The sequence below is a fragment of the Nocardiopsis sp. iso_237 genome, assembly GCF_056173345.1.
Genome location: NZ_CM149669.1, coordinates 1,350,150 through 1,365,188, shown reverse-complemented (window position 1 = coordinate 1,365,188; position 15,039 = coordinate 1,350,150). Strand labels below are relative to the sequence as shown.

Sequence of the window (15,039 nt, the reverse complement as noted above, 5' to 3'; positions counted from 1 at the left end):
TGGCGGGGGACGTGGGAACCGTGTGTGGGGCGTGCACTCCGTTGCGAGTTCGCACTGATCCGACCTGGTTCGTTGCGCCTGATCCCGGTCTCACGCTCCGTTCCCGCGTGCTCTCGGCAGCAGGGTGAACGCGGGGCGGGGCCGGGGGATTCCCCCGGCCCCGCCCCGTGCCCACGTGGTCGGCTCCGGTCAGGACCCGACCTCCACGGTGGGCTCGTCCTCCAGCGCGGAGCGGCGCATGCCGTAGCCGAAGTAGACGGCCAGGCCCACCACGAGCCAGGCGCCGAAGGCGACCCACACGCTGACCGGCATGCTGACCATCAGGTAGGCGCAGGCCAGGACGCCCAGGACCGGGGTCACCGGCGCGCCGGGCATCCGGAACGCGCGCTTGAGGTCGGGGCGGCTCCTGCGCAGCACGAGTACGGCCACGTTGACCAGGGCGAAGGCGAAGAGGGTGCCGATCGCGGTGGCGTCCGCGAGCGGGCCGAGCGGGATGAACGCGGCCAGCAGGGCGATGAACACCGAGGTGATGATCGTGTTGGCACGCGGGGTGCCCCGGTCGTCCACCTTGGAGAAGGCGGCCGGGATGAGCCCGTCGCGCGACATCGCGAAGAGGATGCGGGTCTGGCTGTAGAGGACGACCAGGACGACGCTGGCCAGGGCCAGGACGGCGCCCGCGGCGAAGATGACCGCCCAGATCGGGGTGCCGGTGACCACGGTGAGGATCCCCGCCAGGGAGGTCCGCCCCTCGGCGAACTCGGTCCAGTTGAGGGCGCCGACCGCGCTGAAGGCCACCAGGCAGTAGATCGCGGTGACCACGATCATGGAGAACATGATGGCGCGCGGCAGGTCGCGCTGCGGGTTCCGGGCCTCCTCACTGGCGGTGGAGGCGGAGTCGAAGCCGATGTAGGAGAAGAACAGGGTGGCGCCGGCGGCGGAGACTCCGGCCATGCCCATCGGCATGAACGGGGCGAAGTTCCCCCGCTGGACGGCGGTGACCGCGATGGCCACGAACATCACCAGCACGGCGATCTTGATGGTGACCATGACGGCGTTGGCGCGGGTGCTCTCCCGCACCCCGGCGAGCAGGGCGAACATCGACAGCAGGACCACGACGGCGGCGGGCACGTTGACCAGGCCGCCCTCCATGGGTCCGGCCAGCAGCGCGCCGGGCAGCGACAGACCCGTGGTCAGCTGGAGGAGCTCGTTGATGTACTGGCCCCAGCCGACGCCGACCGCCGCCACGGAGACCCCGTAGGTGAGCATCAGACACCAGCCGCACACCCAGGCCATGAACTCGCCCATGGTGGCGTAGCTGTAGGAGTAGGCCGAGCCGGAGGCGGGGATCATCCCGGCCATCTCGGCGTAGGCGAGGGCGGAGAAGAGCGCGGTCACTCCGGCCAGGACGAACGCGAGGATGACGGCGGGACCGGCGATCGGGACCGCCTCGCCCAGGACCACGAAGATGCCGGTGCCCAGGGTCGCGCCGATGCCGATCATGGACAGCTGCCAGAACCCCATGGTGCGGCGCAGGCCGTTGTCGCCCTCGGTCTCGGCCACGAGCTTCTCGACCGGCTTGCGTCGGCTCAGACGCCGCCCCAGCGTGGGTGCGGAAGCGTCCGCCCGCGCGGGGCTCTTCTGGTCCACCACGAAATGACTCCTCGACGTTCTGCGGGTGGGCACACCGGATCGGCGCCGCCGTGAACCAACGGGACCCCAAATGTGCCTTGGGCAACGTTAATGGTGTTGCGTGAGTAACATGACCCACATTCATTGCCCATGTCCGCTTTCCATGCCCGAATCATGCGTACTGACGCAAGAAAACGCACACGATGGTGACTCATGTCATATGAGATGACTCACGGTGATCAGGCTCACGTGACCTGCGACGACGCGGGTCCCGCCCGTAGGTGTAAGCGTCCGACCGCCCCGTGTGTTCCTGCCCCGGACCGGCGGGCCCGCGGAAACACGACACCACGGCACGACAAAGGGGAGCACGGCCGTCGCCGTACTCCCCTCGAAGCGTGGTTCCCCTGACGGGGACGCGTCAGCTCGCCACGGACACGCTGGGCTCGCCCTCGACCCCGGCCTCGCCCATCTCCTCGGCGATGCGCATGGCCTCCTCGATCAGCGTCTCCACGATCTTGGACTCGGGGACGGTCTTGATGACCTCGCCCTTGACGAAGATCTGGCCCTTGCCGTTGCCCGAGGCCACACCCAGGTCGGCCTCGCGCGCCTCACCGGGACCGTTCACGACACAGCCCATGACGGCCACGCGCAGCGGCACCTCCAGCCCCTCCAGACCGGCGGTGACCTCCTCGGCGAGCGTGTACACGTCCACCTGGGCGCGGCCGCAGCTCGGGCAGGAGACGATCTCCAGGCCGCGCTCGCGCAGCCCCAGGGACTCCAGGATCTGGGAGCCGACCTTGACCTCCTCCGCGGGCGGGGCGGACAGGGACACCCGGATGGTGTCACCGATCCCCTCCGACAGCAGGGCGCCGAAGGCGACGGAGGACTTGATGGTGCCCTGGAAGGCCGGACCGGCCTCGGTGACGCCCAGGTGCAGCGGGTAGTCGCAGGCCTGCGACAGCAGCCGGTAGGCGTTGACCATCACGACCGGGTCGTTGTGCTTGACGGAGATCTTGATGTCCTGGAAGCCGTGCTCCTCGAACAGCGAGCACTCCCAGAGCGCCGACTCCACCAGCGCCTCCGGGGTGGCCTTCCCGTACTTGGCGAGCAGGCGCTTGTCGAGCGAACCGGCGTTGACGCCGATGCGGATCGGGGTCCCGGCCGCGGAGGCGGCCCTGGCGATCTCCGCGACCTTGTCGTCGAACTTCTTGATGTTGCCCGGGTTGACGCGTACGGCCGCGCAACCGGCGTCGATCGCCGCGAACACGTACTTGGGCTGGAAGTGGATGTCGGCGATCACCGGGATCTGCGACTTCTTGGCGATGATCGGCAGCGCGTCGGCGTCCTCGTTGGTCGGGACCGCCACGCGGACGATCTGACAGCCGGAGGCGGTCAGCTCCGCGATCTGCTGGAGGGTCGCGTTGATGTCGGAGGTGCGGGTGGTCGTCATGGACTGCACGGACACCGGCGCGTCCCCGCCCACGGGCACGTTCCCGACCATGATCTGCCGGGTCTTGCGCCGGGTCGCCAGCGGGCGCGGCGGGGTGGCGGGAATACCGAGATCAATGGTCACGCTTGGTTCACCTCGTCTGCCGCCGGAGGGAGGGCGGCACTTGATGTCGTCCGGTTCGTGGAGAAAGGGCGCGCGCGGCGGCGCCCGGAGGCGTGTCCGGGTGCTCCGTCTCGGTGGCCTCCGCCACGGCGGCGATCCCGGTACGCGACCCCCAGGTTACCCGCCCTTGGGGCGACACACGGCCCTTCGTGGCCGCGCTCACACCAGTTCAACCGGTGTTCATCCCTCGGGGGCGGCGCGAAGGCCGCCCCCGAGGGGTCATCCGAACAGCCGTACGGGGTTGATGAGGTCGGCCACGAGGAGGATGACGCTGAAGACGAGGAAGCAGCCCACGATCACGTAGGCCACCGGTGTCAGCAGCGCCACGTCCACCGGCCCCGGGTCCGGTCTCCTGAACAGCCGGGCCGTCCACTTCTTGATGGACTCCCAGATCGCCCCGGCCATGTGCCCGCCGTCCAGCGGCAGGATCGGCAGCATGTTGAAGGCGAAGAGGAACAGGTTGACGCTGGCGAGGATGCTGATCATGATCGCCACGGTGTCGATCACCGGCAGGCCCTGGGACATGATCTCGCCGCCGATGCGGGAGATGCCGACGATGCCCACCGGGGAGTCCTCGGTGCGCTGTTCGCCCAGGAAGGCGGCGCCGAACACCTCGGGGACCCGGCTGGGCAGGGCGATGATCGCCTCGCCCACGCCGACCAGCATGGTGCCGACCTCGGAGACGGACTCCCCCACGGTCAGCGGCTGGCGCTCCTGGACGAACACCACGCCCAGGAATCCGACGACCTCGGTGGCGGCGACCCTGCGGCCCTGGTCGTCGTAGACGAGGTCGCCCCGCTCGTCGGTGTCGTAGACGATGTTGCCCTCGGCGTCCCGGGCGGGCAGCTCGTTCTCGACGATGTCGACGTCGGCGGTGAAGCGCTCGCCGTCGCGTTCGATCTCGAACTCGGTGCTGCCGAGGGACTGGCGGATCTGACCGTTGACGGTGTCGCCGGTCACCGGTTCGCCGTCGATCGAGAGGATGACGTCGCCCGGCTCCAACCCCGCCTCGTGGGAGGGGGTGGGCGCGAACTCGTCGGTGCACTCGGTGGCGGTCACCCCGGCCGGGACGACGCACTCGCGGACCGACCCGATCTGCGGGGTCTCCTGGTGCACGCCGATGCCCATGAAGAGCACGCCGAGCAGGATGACCGCGAGCACGAGGTTCATGCCCGGACCGGCGAACATGACGATCAGGCGCTTCCAGGGGGCGCGCTGGTAGAACTGCCGGTCCTGGTCCTCGGGAGACAGTTCCATGTAGGAGGCCTCGCGGGCGTCCTCGGCCATCGCCCGCCAGCGGGACATCTTCCGGGCGCCGGTGTCCTCCCGCTCCCGGGCGGGCGGCAGCATGCCGACCATGCGCACGAAGCCGCCCAGCGGGACGGCCTTGATCCCGTACTCGGTCTCACCCCTGCGCACCGACCACAGCGTCTTGCCGAAGCCCACCATGAACTCGGTGCACTTGATCCCGAACATCTTGGCCGTGGACATGTGGCCGAGCTCGTGCCAGGCGATCGAGAACAGCAGCCCCACGACGAACAGGACGATCCCGACCACGGTCAGCAGAACGACCATGCATCACTCCTCAAGCCGATGTCGGTCCTCAGCCGCGGGTGAGCAGCTCGCGCGCGCGGGTTCGGGCCCAGGTGTCAGCGGCGTACACGTCGTCCAGGGTCAGGGTCGAGGTACCCGGATGGTCCGCCCGCTGGTGTTCAGAGACTACCTGGGAGACAGTGTCCATGATGGCCGGGAACGCGAGGTTTCCCTTGAGGAAGGCGTCCACCGCCTCCTCGTTGGCCGCGTTGTAGACCGCCGGAGCCGTGCCGCCCGCCGCGCCGACCTCGGCGGCCAGCCGCACGGCGGGGAAGGCCTCGTGGTCCAGCGGCTCGAAGGTCCAGCTCTGGGCGCGGGTCCAGTCCATTCCGGGGGCGGCGTCGGGGACGCGCTCGGGCGCGCCGATCCCGTACGCGATCGGGATCATCATGCTGGGCGGGCTGGCCTTGGCCAGGGTGGTGCCGTCCACGTACTCGACCATGGAGTGCACGATCGACTGCGGGTGCACGACGACGTCGATCCGGTCGAAGGGCACGTCGAACAGCAGGTTGGCCTCGATCACCTCCAGGCCCTTGTTGACCAGGGTGGCGGAGTTGACGGTGATGACCGGGCCCATGCTCCAGGTGGGATGGGCCAGCGCCTCGGCGGGGGTGACGTCGGTCAGCTCCTCGGCGCGTCGGCCCCGGAAGGGACCGCCGCTGGCGGTGACGACCAGGCGGCGCACGTCGGAGCGGGCGGCGTGGACCAGGCCCTGGGCCGGGCTGGTGAGCTCGCCCTCGGGGAGGTGGGGGAAGCACTGGGCGATCGCGTAGTGCTCGGAGTCGACCGGGATGATCTGGCCGGGCGCGGCGAGGTCGCGCACCAGCGGCCCACCGATGATCAGGGACTCCTTGTTGGCCAGGGCGAGGGTGGTCCCGGCGCGCAGCGTGGCCAGGGTGGACTCCAGCCCCAGGGCGCCGGTGATCCCGTTCAGGACGACGTCGCAGGGGTGGGCGGCCAGCGCGGCCACGCCCTCCGCGCCGACCAGGACCTCGGCGTCACTGCCCTGCTCGCGCAGGAGGCGGGTGAGGTCGGCGGCGCGGGCGGGGTCCGCCACGGCCACGTGCCCGACCCCGAGCTCCACGGCCTGCTTGGCGAGCAGGTCGGCGCGGCCGCCCCCGGCGGCCAGGCCCACGACCCGGAAGCGCGCGGGGTTGCGCTGGACGATGTCGACGGCCTGGGTCCCGATCGAGCCGGTGGAACCGAGGATCACTACTGTTCGCTGCTGTTCTTCTCGCACCCCTCCATTGTCGCGCACCCGGCGGCCCTCCGCCGGGGCCTGTGGACAACCCCGGGGAACGGCGGGGCGAACCCTCGGGACCGGGGCCCGCGAGGGGCACGCGGGGGGAGGGTCCGTGTCACCGGGTCTTTACAAAGGGCACGGGATCGCCTAACTTGACTGGCGAGTAAGTTACCTCACAGTACAGTGCGACGCCGATCACCGCCGGTACGTCCGGCTCCCCCCGATGGTGCTGGCGCGAGCGACCATCGGAGCCTCCCCCGCCCCCACCTCCGAGGTTCCCGCCATGCCCCCAGTCAGCACGCCTCCCCCGTCCCGAGAGCGCACCCCGTCCGGTAGGCGCCTCCACGCCCTCTCCGCCACCGCCGTGGCGGCCGCCGTCGCCGTGGCCGCCCTGTCACCGGCCCCCGCCTCGGCGGTCACCCTCTCCTCGACCATCAGCTACGAGACGATCGTCAGCCACGACGGCACGGAGCTGAAGGCCAAGGTCATCACCCCCACCGACTCCGAGGGCCCGCGCCCGCTGCTCGTCATGCCCTCCGCCTGGGCGACCCCGCACATCCTGTACGTCGGCGCGGCCAAGAAACTGGCCGAGGAGTCCGGCTACCAGGTCGTCGCCTACTCCTCGCGCGGCTTCTGGGACTCCGGAGGCGGCGTCGAGGTGGCCGGTCCCGAGGACCGGGCCGACGCCAGCGCCGTCATCGACTGGGCCCTGGAGAACACCGAGGCCGACGCCGACCGGATCGGCATGGCGGGCATCTCCTACGGCGGCGGGATCAGCCTGCTCACCGCGGCCGAGGACGAACGGGTGAAGGCGGTCGGCTCCATGAGCGGTTGGGCCGACCTGGAGGCCTCGCTCTACCCCGGGCGGACCATCGACGTGCAGTCCGCCGAACTGCTGCTCCTGGCCGGGAACCTGCTCGGCACCCCAGGGGACTCGCTCCGTGAGATGGAGCGCGAGTACCGGCGCGGCAACGTCGACCCCATCCTGGAGATGGCCCCGGACCGCTCCGCCGCCACCAAGGTGGACCGGATCAACGCCAACGGGACCGCCGTCATGATGGCGCACGGCTGGAACGACGGCATGTTCCCCGCCGGGCACATCGCGGACTTCTACGAGGAGCTGTCCGGCCCCAAACGGCTCATGCTCACCCCCGGCGACCACGCCACCCCCGAGGCGTTCGGCGCGGTGGGGCTGCCCAACGAGGTGTGGGAGGACCTGGCCCGCTGGTTCGACCACCACCTCAAGGGCGAGGACAACGGCATCGGCGCCGAGGACCCGGTGCGCGTCAAGCCGAACAACGGGAACGGCGCGTGGACCTCGCACGCCGACTGGCCCTCGGTGACGGCGGCGACCGACGAGTACCACCTCGACGAGCCCAGCTCCACCTGGGGCCGCTGGCAGAGCGACGGCGCGATGGTCGGCGAGCCCGCCACGGGCTGGGACTACGGCTTCCGCACCGGGATCGGCACGACCGCCCACAGCGGCACGGTCATCCTGTCGGGGGCGCTCCAGCAGTTCTTCGACGTGCCCACCGGGGTCCTGCTGCCCACCGTGGACCGCTACCGGGCCGCGGTGTGGACCAGCCCCGCCTACCCCGAGGGCGCCCGCGTGGCGGGAACCCCCGAGGTGACGTTCACGGTCACCCCGACCGCCACCGACCAGTCGGTCTTCGTGTACCTGTACGCGATCAACGAGCGGGGCACCGGTTCCCTGCTGAGCCACGCGCCGCACACCCTGCGCGACGCCGTCCCGGGCGAACCGGTGACGGTCGCGACCGAGCTGTCGTCGGTGGTGTGGGACGTCCCGGCCGGGCACCGCCTGGCCGTGGTGGTCGACAGCAAGGACCCCCGCTACGTCAGTGAGAGCCGGATCGGCGACCGGGTCACCGTGACCTCCCCGGAGGAGGAGCCGACCCGGGTGACCATCCCGCTCGGGTAGGCGCCGGTGCGCACCGGCCCGGATTTCTGCCCCTGATCAGCGCCGAAACCCCGTGTTCCGGTCAACCGGACACCACGGACCGGGCGACCGGTCAACCCGCCTCGCGCGAGGTCGGCCGGTCGCATGCCCGACCAGGCCGCGACACAAACCCAAAGTAGTCATCGAATTACTCCAAGTGTGCGAAGATCGTGGTCATGACCTCGCCCACCGCACGCAGGATCCTCGCCCCGCTGGCCGCAGCCGCGGTCGCCTTCGGGGGCCTCGCCCTCATCGACCACCTGCCCGCCCCGGCCTCGGCCGTCTCCCAGGCCATCCACTCCTCCGCCGTCCTCCCGGACGCGCTCGCCCCCGAACGGCCCGCTCCCGAGAGCCGGACGCCCCTCTCCCGGACCGACGGGATCCACCACCAGTCGGGGGCCGTGACCGGCGAACAGCGCACCGCCGTCCTCGACTACTGGACCAGCGACCGCATGGCCGCCGCACAGCCCATCACCAGCCTCGTGGAGTCCACCCTCGGGCTGGCCGAACCGCTCCAGCGACCCGCCGACGTCGAACCGCAGGCCTCCAGCCCCAACAGCGACGGCGCGCGCTGGAACGACGGCGGCAAGGTCACTCAGACCACCGGCAAGGTGTACCTGACCATGGACGGCCGCGACTTCACCTGTTCGGCCTCGGTCGTGGACTCCGCCAACAGGAGCACCCTGGTGACCGCCGGGCACTGCGCCAAGGACGGCAAGGGCGCCTGGGCCCAGAACTGGACCTTCGTCCCCGGCTACTCCTCCGGCGACAGCCCCCACGGCAAGTTCACCGCCCGCGACCTCATGGTCGCCCCCGAGTGGTCCAACCGGGCCGACGACAGCTACGACTTCGCGATGGTCGTGCTGAACAAGGACGGCGGCACGCCGGTGCAGGACCGGGTCGGCGCCCAGAAGCTGTCCTTCTCCACGTGGACCCAGCAGAACGTGGACAAGGGCGTGCAGGTGTACACCTTCGGCTACCCGGCCGCCTCCCCCTACGACGGCCGCGAACTGCACTACTGCTCCGGCCGGACGGTCCCGGACACCGGTGGCACCACCGCCAACGGGGTGCGCTGCACCATGACCCAGGGCTCCAGCGGCGGCCCCTGGTTCACCGACTTCGACACGGCCACCGGCCAGGGCACCATCTCCTCGGTGGTGAGCTTCAAGTACGCCGACGACCGCAGCACCCAGTACGGCCCGCGCCTGGGCGCCGAGGCCAAGCGCCTCTACGACCACGCGGCGCAGCTCTAGGACGCGCCACGGATCCTTCCGTGCCCGGCACCCCGGGGTCACGACGGGGGGCGGCGGCGGCCGAACACCGGCCGCCACCGCCCCCCGTACGCGCGTACGCCCCGCGCCCCTACAGGTCGATCCCGGTGAGGACGAGGACCCGCTCGTGGGTGAGGTCCGTCATCGCCGCCCGCAGGCCCTCCTTGCCCACGCCCGAGCCCTTGACCCCGCCGTAGGGCATCTGGTCGGCACGGAAGGTGGGGACGTCACCGACGACCACGCCGCCGACCTCCAGCTCCCGGTGGGCACGGAAGGCGGTGGGCAGGTCCCGCGTGAACACACCGGCCTGGAGGCCGAAGTCGCTGTCGTTCACCGCCGCGAAGGCGGCGTCGGTGTCCGCGACCCGCTGGACGACCAGCACCGGGCCGAACACCTCCTCGCGCACCACCCGCGAGTCGGCGGGCGCGTCGGCCAGGACGGTCGGCGCCACCGTGACGCCGTCGCGCGTGCCGCCGGTCAGGAGGCGGGCCCCCGCGGCGACCGCCTCGTCGACCCAGGACGTCACGCGCTCCGCGGCCGCCGCGTCGACCAGCGGCCCGACGTCGGTCTTGGGGTCGGTCGGGTCGCCGGTGCCCAGCGTCTCGACCTCGGAGACCAGGCGCCGCACGAACTCGTCGTGCACGGCCTCGGTGACCACGACCCGCTGCACGCCGATGCAGACCTGACCGGCCTGGTTGTTGCCGAACAGGGCCACCCGCCGGGCCGCCCAGTCGAGGTCGGCGTCGTCCAGCACCACGGCGGCCGCGTTGCCGCCGAGTTCCAGGGTCACGTGCTTGTGCGGAGCCCGCCGCTGGAGCTCCCAGCCGAACGGACCGCCCGTGAAGGAGATGACCGGCAGCCGCTCGTCGGTGATCAGCGGAGCGGCCAGCTCGTTGGGCATGGGCAGGATCGACACCATGCCCGCGGGCAGGTCGGTCTCGGCCAGGATCTCCCCGAGGATCAGGGCGGTCATCGGGGTGGCCGGGGCGGGCTTGAGCACCACCGGCGCGCCCACGGCGATGGCCGGGGCCACCTTGTGGGCGACCAGGTTGAGCGGGAAGTTGAACGGCGAGATGCCCAGGACGGGGCCCTTGGGGACCCGGCGGACCAGCGCCATCCGCCCGGTGCCGCCGGGGTCGGTGTCCAGGCGCTGGAGCTCGCCGCTGTCCCTGCGGGCCTCCTCGGCGGCCCAGCGGAACACCGACACGGCGCGTCCGGCCTCGGCGCGGGCCCACTTGATCGGCTTGCCGCTCTCGGCGGTGATGACCTGGGCGATCTCCTCCGCGCGCTCTCCGATGCGCCGGGAGACGTGGTCCAGGGCCCCGGCGCGGACGTGCGCGGGCAGGGCGGCGGCCTCGGCGGCCACCGCGTGCGCGGCGGAGACGGCGGCCTCCACCTGCGCCTCGGTGGGCACGGAGACGACGCCCGCCGTCCCGCCGGTGTAGGGGTTGCGGACGGTCAGCTCGGTGTCGCCGGTCGCGGCGGTACCGGCCAGCCAGAACGGGTGCGTGGTCATGTGGGTGACGCTAACCCCCACCCCGAGACGCCCGCTTTGTCCACCATCACCAACCCGGAGCCCCGGCTTGGCCACTGTGGCGTACGCGGCCGACGAATCCCGGGGCGCACCGGCGCTGGGGAATCGATGACTCGGCCGTTCCGTGGGTAGACGGAGAGTACGACCCGGGGCGGCGGGGCACCGACCCGCCGAAGGGAACTTGGTCAACCGGCTGGCGCGGGGGCGGTCCTTCGTCCACAGTGGTGAGGGAGGGCCCTGCCAGCGGGTTCGGCCGGACCCTCGGGTCCACCGCCCTCGACGGGAACCCGGGAGTGCCCATTGCCGCTCGTCTACCGCACGTTGGTCGCCGTCCACGACGACGACGGGGACCTGGTCCCGGTCGCCTCCTCGGTCCTCTCCCGCTGGCTGAGCAAGCGCGGCAACTCGGGGGCGCGCGTGGACTTCACCGGATCGGGCCGGTTCGAGCTGAGCAACCGTTCACGGGCGCTGGTGGCACGGCACCACAACGCCGACGAGGGCCTGACCTTCCTGCGGCTGACCACCGAGTCCGAGAAGCCGGAGGGCGTGTGGCGCACCCTGGCCACGGTGGTGGTGGACCCCGAGCTCTCCCCGTGGAACTACGTGTGGATCGACATGACCGTCGACCCCGCCGCTCTCACCGACTCCCCCCGCGCCGAGGTGATGCCGCCCGAGGCGGCGCGCATGCTGCTGGGATCGGTGGGCGCGCACGACGGCGCCCACCCGCTTCCGTCCTCGCCCCGCATCGTGCGCGGACGTGACGACGACGACGTGGCCGCCCTCCTCTCGACCATCCGCGACCCCCTGCGACGCCTGGCGATCGTCGCCACCGGGGCGCCCCGCGACGTGACCGTGGCCGACTGGCGCACCTCCATGGCGGGAACCCTGTCCCGCTGCACCGGCATGTGCGCCGGGTACGTACTCGACGGGGCCGCCCTGGAACGGGTCTCCGAGCTCCTCCCCCGCGGTCTGGACGTACCTGCGGGCGGGGTGCGCACCTTCTTACCGGGTGTGGACCCCGCCGACGAGGCGGACGCCCAGCGCCACCCCCGGATGAGTCCGGGCACCCTCGACACGGCCCGCGACGGCGAACGCGTGCGCAACTGGGTGGGCGCCGCCCTGTCCCGGAGGGTGCGCGACAACGCGCTCGGACTGCGCCTGCCCGAGGCGCTACGGGCGATCGACGCGCTCCTGACCGAGGAGACCGAGGACCTGCGCCGGGGTCCGAACACCCGTGCCCCCGTTCCCCCACGGGCACCCTCCGGATCGGGGAACGTCATCGCACACCAGTCAGACCACGACTCCGTCTCCTCCGTGGAACTCGCCGCCGCCCAGGCACAGGAACAGCAGGTGCGGCGGCTCAGAGAGGAGGTGCGCAGACTCAACGCGCGGATCGGGGAGCTGTCCGAGGAACACCAGGCCGTGCTCGCGGAGACCGCCGACCTCGCGGACGAGCTGGCCACCGCCCGGGAGGAGCGGCGCGTCGCCCGGTTCGAGGCCGGGTGGCTGCGCGACCAGGCACGGGAGGCGGGACTGTTCCGGCTGGCCGCCACCCCCGCCCCCCGCGACCCCGAGCAGCGGCCGCCGTCCAGCGTGGCCGAGCTCCTGGAACGGATCACGGACGGCACGGCCCTGCCGCACCTGTTCTTCACCATCGAGGACCAGACCGTGTACGAGCTCTCCGACAGCCGCAAGGAGGGGCTGTGGGTGACCCGGGCCTGGGAGGCGCTGCTCGCCCTGAACGACTACGCCCGCTACCAGTTCGACAACCCCGGCAGCGGGCTGGGCTTCCACTCCTACCTGCGCGAACCCCCGGACGGGTATCGGGTGATCCCGGTCAAGCGGCTGGCCTCACAGGAGTCCGACTACGTCCGCAACCGGGGCAAGCTCAACGAGAAGCGGGTGTTCCGCGTGCCGACCGAGGTGGAGCCGGACGGCCGGGTCCCGATGTACGCGCACATCAAACTGGACATCGAGTACGGCATCTGCCCCCGGCTGTACTTCTTCCCGCACCTGGGCCCCGACACCACCAACCGGGTGTACGTGGGCTACCTGGGACGGCACCTGCCCGTCCAGCAGTCCAACTGAGCTCAGACGAGGACGTGCCCGAAGGAACGGGACAGCGCGTCCAGGTCCGGCTCGCCGTACCGGTCCACCAGCTCCCTGAACCGCAGCTCCTTGTCCGGGCCGAAGCGGCGCACCTTCGCGGCGTAGGTGTCGACGGTGAGGAAGACCGGCGGCTCGCTCTTGCTGTGGAACTTGTCCGCGTACATGACCAGCTCCTCCTCCGGAGACTCCGCGAGGTAGTCCGCGACCGGGATGGGCAGCCCCTGGTCACGCACGTCGTCGCGGGTCACGCCCACGCCCGTGTGGTGCGAGCAGAACCGGCACAGGATCTCCGGCAGCCCCTCCCCCGCCAGCAGTTCGTGGCCGAGCACCCCGTGGCTCACGTAGCGGGGGCCGTCGATCCGCCCCCGCTCGTCCATCAGCCGGTAGACGCCGACGTCGTGGAGCAGACACCCGGCGCGGACGAGGTCGGCGTCCACCCCGGCGGGCGCCGCGGCCAGCAGCAGTTCGGCCACCTCGCACACGGCCCGGCAGTGCGTGTACACGAGCTCGAAGGCCTCGGGGGTGGGCGCGTGACGCTCGTGGAGGGCCCGGATCTCTTCGTCGGTGGGGATCTGCATCCCAGCAGACTAGGGCAGGTCCGGGCCCGGACTACCCTGGGTTCCGTGACGGGAACGAGGACCGAGGCCGTGGCCGGCCTGGCGGAGACGGAGTGGCGCGAACGCGCCGAGCGGCACGGGCGTCGGGTGGACGCCCTGGTGGGCGAGCACGTACGGCGCAGGAGCGCGGGCGAGCGGCACCCCGTCGAGGACTTCCTGTTCACCTACTACAACCTCAAGCCCGCGCAGCTGCGGCGCTGGCACCCCGGCGTCGGGACGGTGCTGCTGGGCGAGGGCGCCCGCGCACGGCTCTCCGAGCGCTTCTACACCGAAGTCCCCGGCGGCGTGGGGCTGGACGTGCCCGCGTTCCTGGCCGCCCGCCCGGTGCTGGACTTCGTGGAGCGTCTGCTGTCCTCCGTGGCCGAACGCCCCGCGCACCTGGGCTGCTTCGGGCTGCACGAGTGGGCGATGGTGTACCGGACCGAGGAGGTACGGCACGGCCAGGTCCCCCTGCGGCTCGGACACGAGGGGACCGACCGCGTCGTGGAGTCGCACCGGATCCAGTGCTCGCACTTCGACGCGTTCCGGTTCTTCACCGAACCCGCCCGCCCGCTGAACACCCTCCAGCCCGCACGGGAACGCCAGGCGGAGCTGGACCAGCCGGGGTGCCTGCACGCCAACATGGACCTGTACAAGTGGGCCTACAAGCTCACTCCGGCGGTCCCCTCCGAGCTGGTCGCGGACTGCTTCGCGCTGTCGAAGGAGATCCGCGTGCTGGACATGCGCGCCTCCCCCTACGACCTCCGGGAGTGGGGGTACTCACCGGTGCGGATCGAGACCGCCGAGGGCAAGGCCGCCTACATGGAGTACCAGCGGGACTTCTCCGAGCGCGGCGCGGTGCTGCGCGAGCGGGTCCTGGACGTGTGCCGGGCCCTGCGCGCGGCCTGAGTCAGAGCGGGTCGGCTCGGCCCGCCTCCCGGGGGCCGCATCGGGTCCGAGGACGCGGCCAGGGGGTTCACGGGGGTGTGGACCGTCCGTTCGAGGGCGGGAGGGCGCAGGCGGCGGTTCCGCCGGGGAGCCGGTACCGGTTCGCGGCCACGATCCGGTAGGCGGCGCGGTTGAGCGCGCGCACCCCGGGCAGCAGCAGGAACCTGCCGAGGGCCCGCGCGGGCGGCCCCGCGCCCAGGAGCACCCCGGCGACGGCGTCGCCCCCCGCGAGCCGCCGCCCGTCCGGGTAGACGATCCAGGCCTGTTCGTCGGCCTGCTCGGGGGTGAGACCGAGGGCGGGGAGGTCGGAGTCCTGAGAGGCCGCGAAGGCGGTCCGAGTGCGCAGGCGGTCCCGCGCGAAGGCGACCGCACGCTGGCAGAAGCCGCAGTCCCGGTCGTACAGGAACAGCCCGGGGCCGCGCGCGTGAGCGGTATCCGCCATGATCCGGTTCCTCCTGGTTCGGTAACCCCTTGTACCTTCCTACCTCCCCGCTCCACCCGCCCGACAGTCAGGGAACCCGAGTCGCGTCGGACACTCCCGGGTCAT

Annotated in this window: 11 protein-coding genes; 4 read left to right on the top strand and 7 right to left on the bottom strand. The window is 71.6% G+C overall.

All coding sequences use genetic code 11. The annotated features are described in order from the left end of the window. Window positions 1-189 precede the first annotated feature (189 nt). From AC0VYM_RS06285 to dxr, 4 genes are all read right to left on the bottom strand, one after another. Window positions 190-1,650: an amino acid permease gene (locus tag AC0VYM_RS06285; RefSeq protein WP_475460009.1), complete on the bottom strand. Its 1,461-nt coding sequence runs from the start codon at window positions 1,648-1,650 to the stop codon at window positions 190-192. 397 nt (window positions 1,651-2,047) lie between these two features. After that, window positions 2,048-3,202 carry a flavodoxin-dependent (E)-4-hydroxy-3-methylbut-2-enyl-diphosphate synthase gene (gene ispG / locus AC0VYM_RS06280; RefSeq protein WP_475460006.1) on the bottom strand — a complete coding sequence of 385 codons (1,155 nt, stop codon included), beginning with the start codon at window positions 3,200-3,202 and terminating at the stop codon, window positions 2,048-2,050. A 258-nt stretch (window positions 3,203-3,460) separates the two neighbouring features. Next, window positions 3,461-4,816, bottom strand: a complete 1,356-nt coding sequence (locus AC0VYM_RS06275) for a M50 family metallopeptidase (protein ID WP_475460004.1) — start codon at window positions 4,814-4,816, stop codon at window positions 3,461-3,463. Between the two features lie 28 nt (window positions 4,817-4,844). After that, window positions 4,845-6,047 carry a 1-deoxy-D-xylulose-5-phosphate reductoisomerase gene (gene dxr / locus AC0VYM_RS06270; RefSeq protein ID WP_475462954.1) on the bottom strand — a complete coding sequence of 401 codons (1,203 nt, stop codon included), beginning with the start codon at window positions 6,045-6,047 and terminating at the stop codon, window positions 4,845-4,847. Between the two features lie 313 nt (window positions 6,048-6,360). Here dxr and AC0VYM_RS06265 point away from each other — a divergent pair, with 313 nt between their 5' ends. Continuing rightward, window positions 6,361-8,016, top strand: coding sequence for a CocE/NonD family hydrolase (locus AC0VYM_RS06265; protein ID WP_475460001.1), 1,656 nt, complete (start codon window positions 6,361-6,363; stop codon window positions 8,014-8,016). Between the two features lie 194 nt (window positions 8,017-8,210). Then, window positions 8,211-9,287 carry a trypsin-like serine peptidase gene (locus tag AC0VYM_RS06260; protein WP_475459998.1) on the top strand — a complete coding sequence of 359 codons (1,077 nt, stop codon included), beginning with the start codon at window positions 8,211-8,213 and terminating at the stop codon, window positions 9,285-9,287. 109 nt (window positions 9,288-9,396) lie between these two features. Here the strand turns inward: AC0VYM_RS06260 and AC0VYM_RS06255 are convergent, their stop codons facing one another. Beyond that, on the bottom strand, window positions 9,397-10,821 hold the full coding sequence (locus AC0VYM_RS06255; RefSeq protein WP_475459996.1) for an aldehyde dehydrogenase family protein: 1,425 nt from the start codon (window positions 10,819-10,821) through the stop codon (window positions 9,397-9,399). A 318-nt stretch (window positions 10,822-11,139) separates the two neighbouring features. Between AC0VYM_RS06255 and AC0VYM_RS06250 the strand changes: the two genes are divergently transcribed. Further along, on the top strand, window positions 11,140-12,927 hold the full coding sequence (locus AC0VYM_RS06250; protein WP_475459993.1) for a hypothetical protein: 1,788 nt from the start codon (window positions 11,140-11,142) through the stop codon (window positions 12,925-12,927). Window positions 12,928-12,929: 2 nt separating this feature from the next. Here the strand turns inward: AC0VYM_RS06250 and AC0VYM_RS06245 are convergent, their stop codons facing one another. Beyond that, window positions 12,930-13,526: an HD domain-containing protein gene (locus AC0VYM_RS06245; RefSeq protein WP_475459990.1), complete on the bottom strand. Its 597-nt coding sequence runs from the start codon at window positions 13,524-13,526 to the stop codon at window positions 12,930-12,932. 45 nt (window positions 13,527-13,571) lie between these two features. Between AC0VYM_RS06245 and AC0VYM_RS06240 the strand changes: the two genes are divergently transcribed. Further along, window positions 13,572-14,453, top strand: a complete 882-nt coding sequence (locus AC0VYM_RS06240; protein ID WP_475459988.1) for a 3-methyladenine DNA glycosylase — start codon at window positions 13,572-13,574, stop codon at window positions 14,451-14,453. Between the two features lie 67 nt (window positions 14,454-14,520). Here the strand turns inward: AC0VYM_RS06240 and AC0VYM_RS06235 are convergent, their stop codons facing one another. Beyond that, on the bottom strand, window positions 14,521-14,934 hold the full coding sequence (locus AC0VYM_RS06235) for a thiol-disulfide oxidoreductase DCC family protein (RefSeq protein WP_475459985.1): 414 nt from the start codon (window positions 14,932-14,934) through the stop codon (window positions 14,521-14,523). Window positions 14,935-15,039 lie beyond the last annotated feature (105 nt).

What these genes read in the sequence shown, in the direction of transcription:
- AC0VYM_RS06265 (WP_475460001.1), top strand. Translation starts at nt 6,361, where the DNA reads ATGCCCCCAGTCAGCACGCCTCCCCCGTCCCGAGAGCGCACCCCGTCC.
- AC0VYM_RS06245 (WP_475459990.1), bottom strand. Translation starts at nt 13,526, where the DNA reads ATGCAGATCCCCACCGACGAAGAGATCCGGGCCCTCCACGAGCGTCAC.
- AC0VYM_RS06235 (WP_475459985.1), bottom strand. Translation starts at nt 14,934, where the DNA reads ATGGCGGATACCGCTCACGCGCGCGGCCCCGGGCTGTTCCTGTACGAC.
- AC0VYM_RS06260 (WP_475459998.1), top strand. Translation starts at nt 8,211, where the DNA reads ATGACCTCGCCCACCGCACGCAGGATCCTCGCCCCGCTGGCCGCAGCC.
- AC0VYM_RS06275 (WP_475460004.1), bottom strand. Translation starts at nt 4,816, where the DNA reads ATGGTCGTTCTGCTGACCGTGGTCGGGATCGTCCTGTTCGTCGTGGGG.
- AC0VYM_RS06255 (WP_475459996.1), bottom strand. Translation starts at nt 10,821, where the DNA reads ATGACCACGCACCCGTTCTGGCTGGCCGGTACCGCCGCGACCGGCGAC.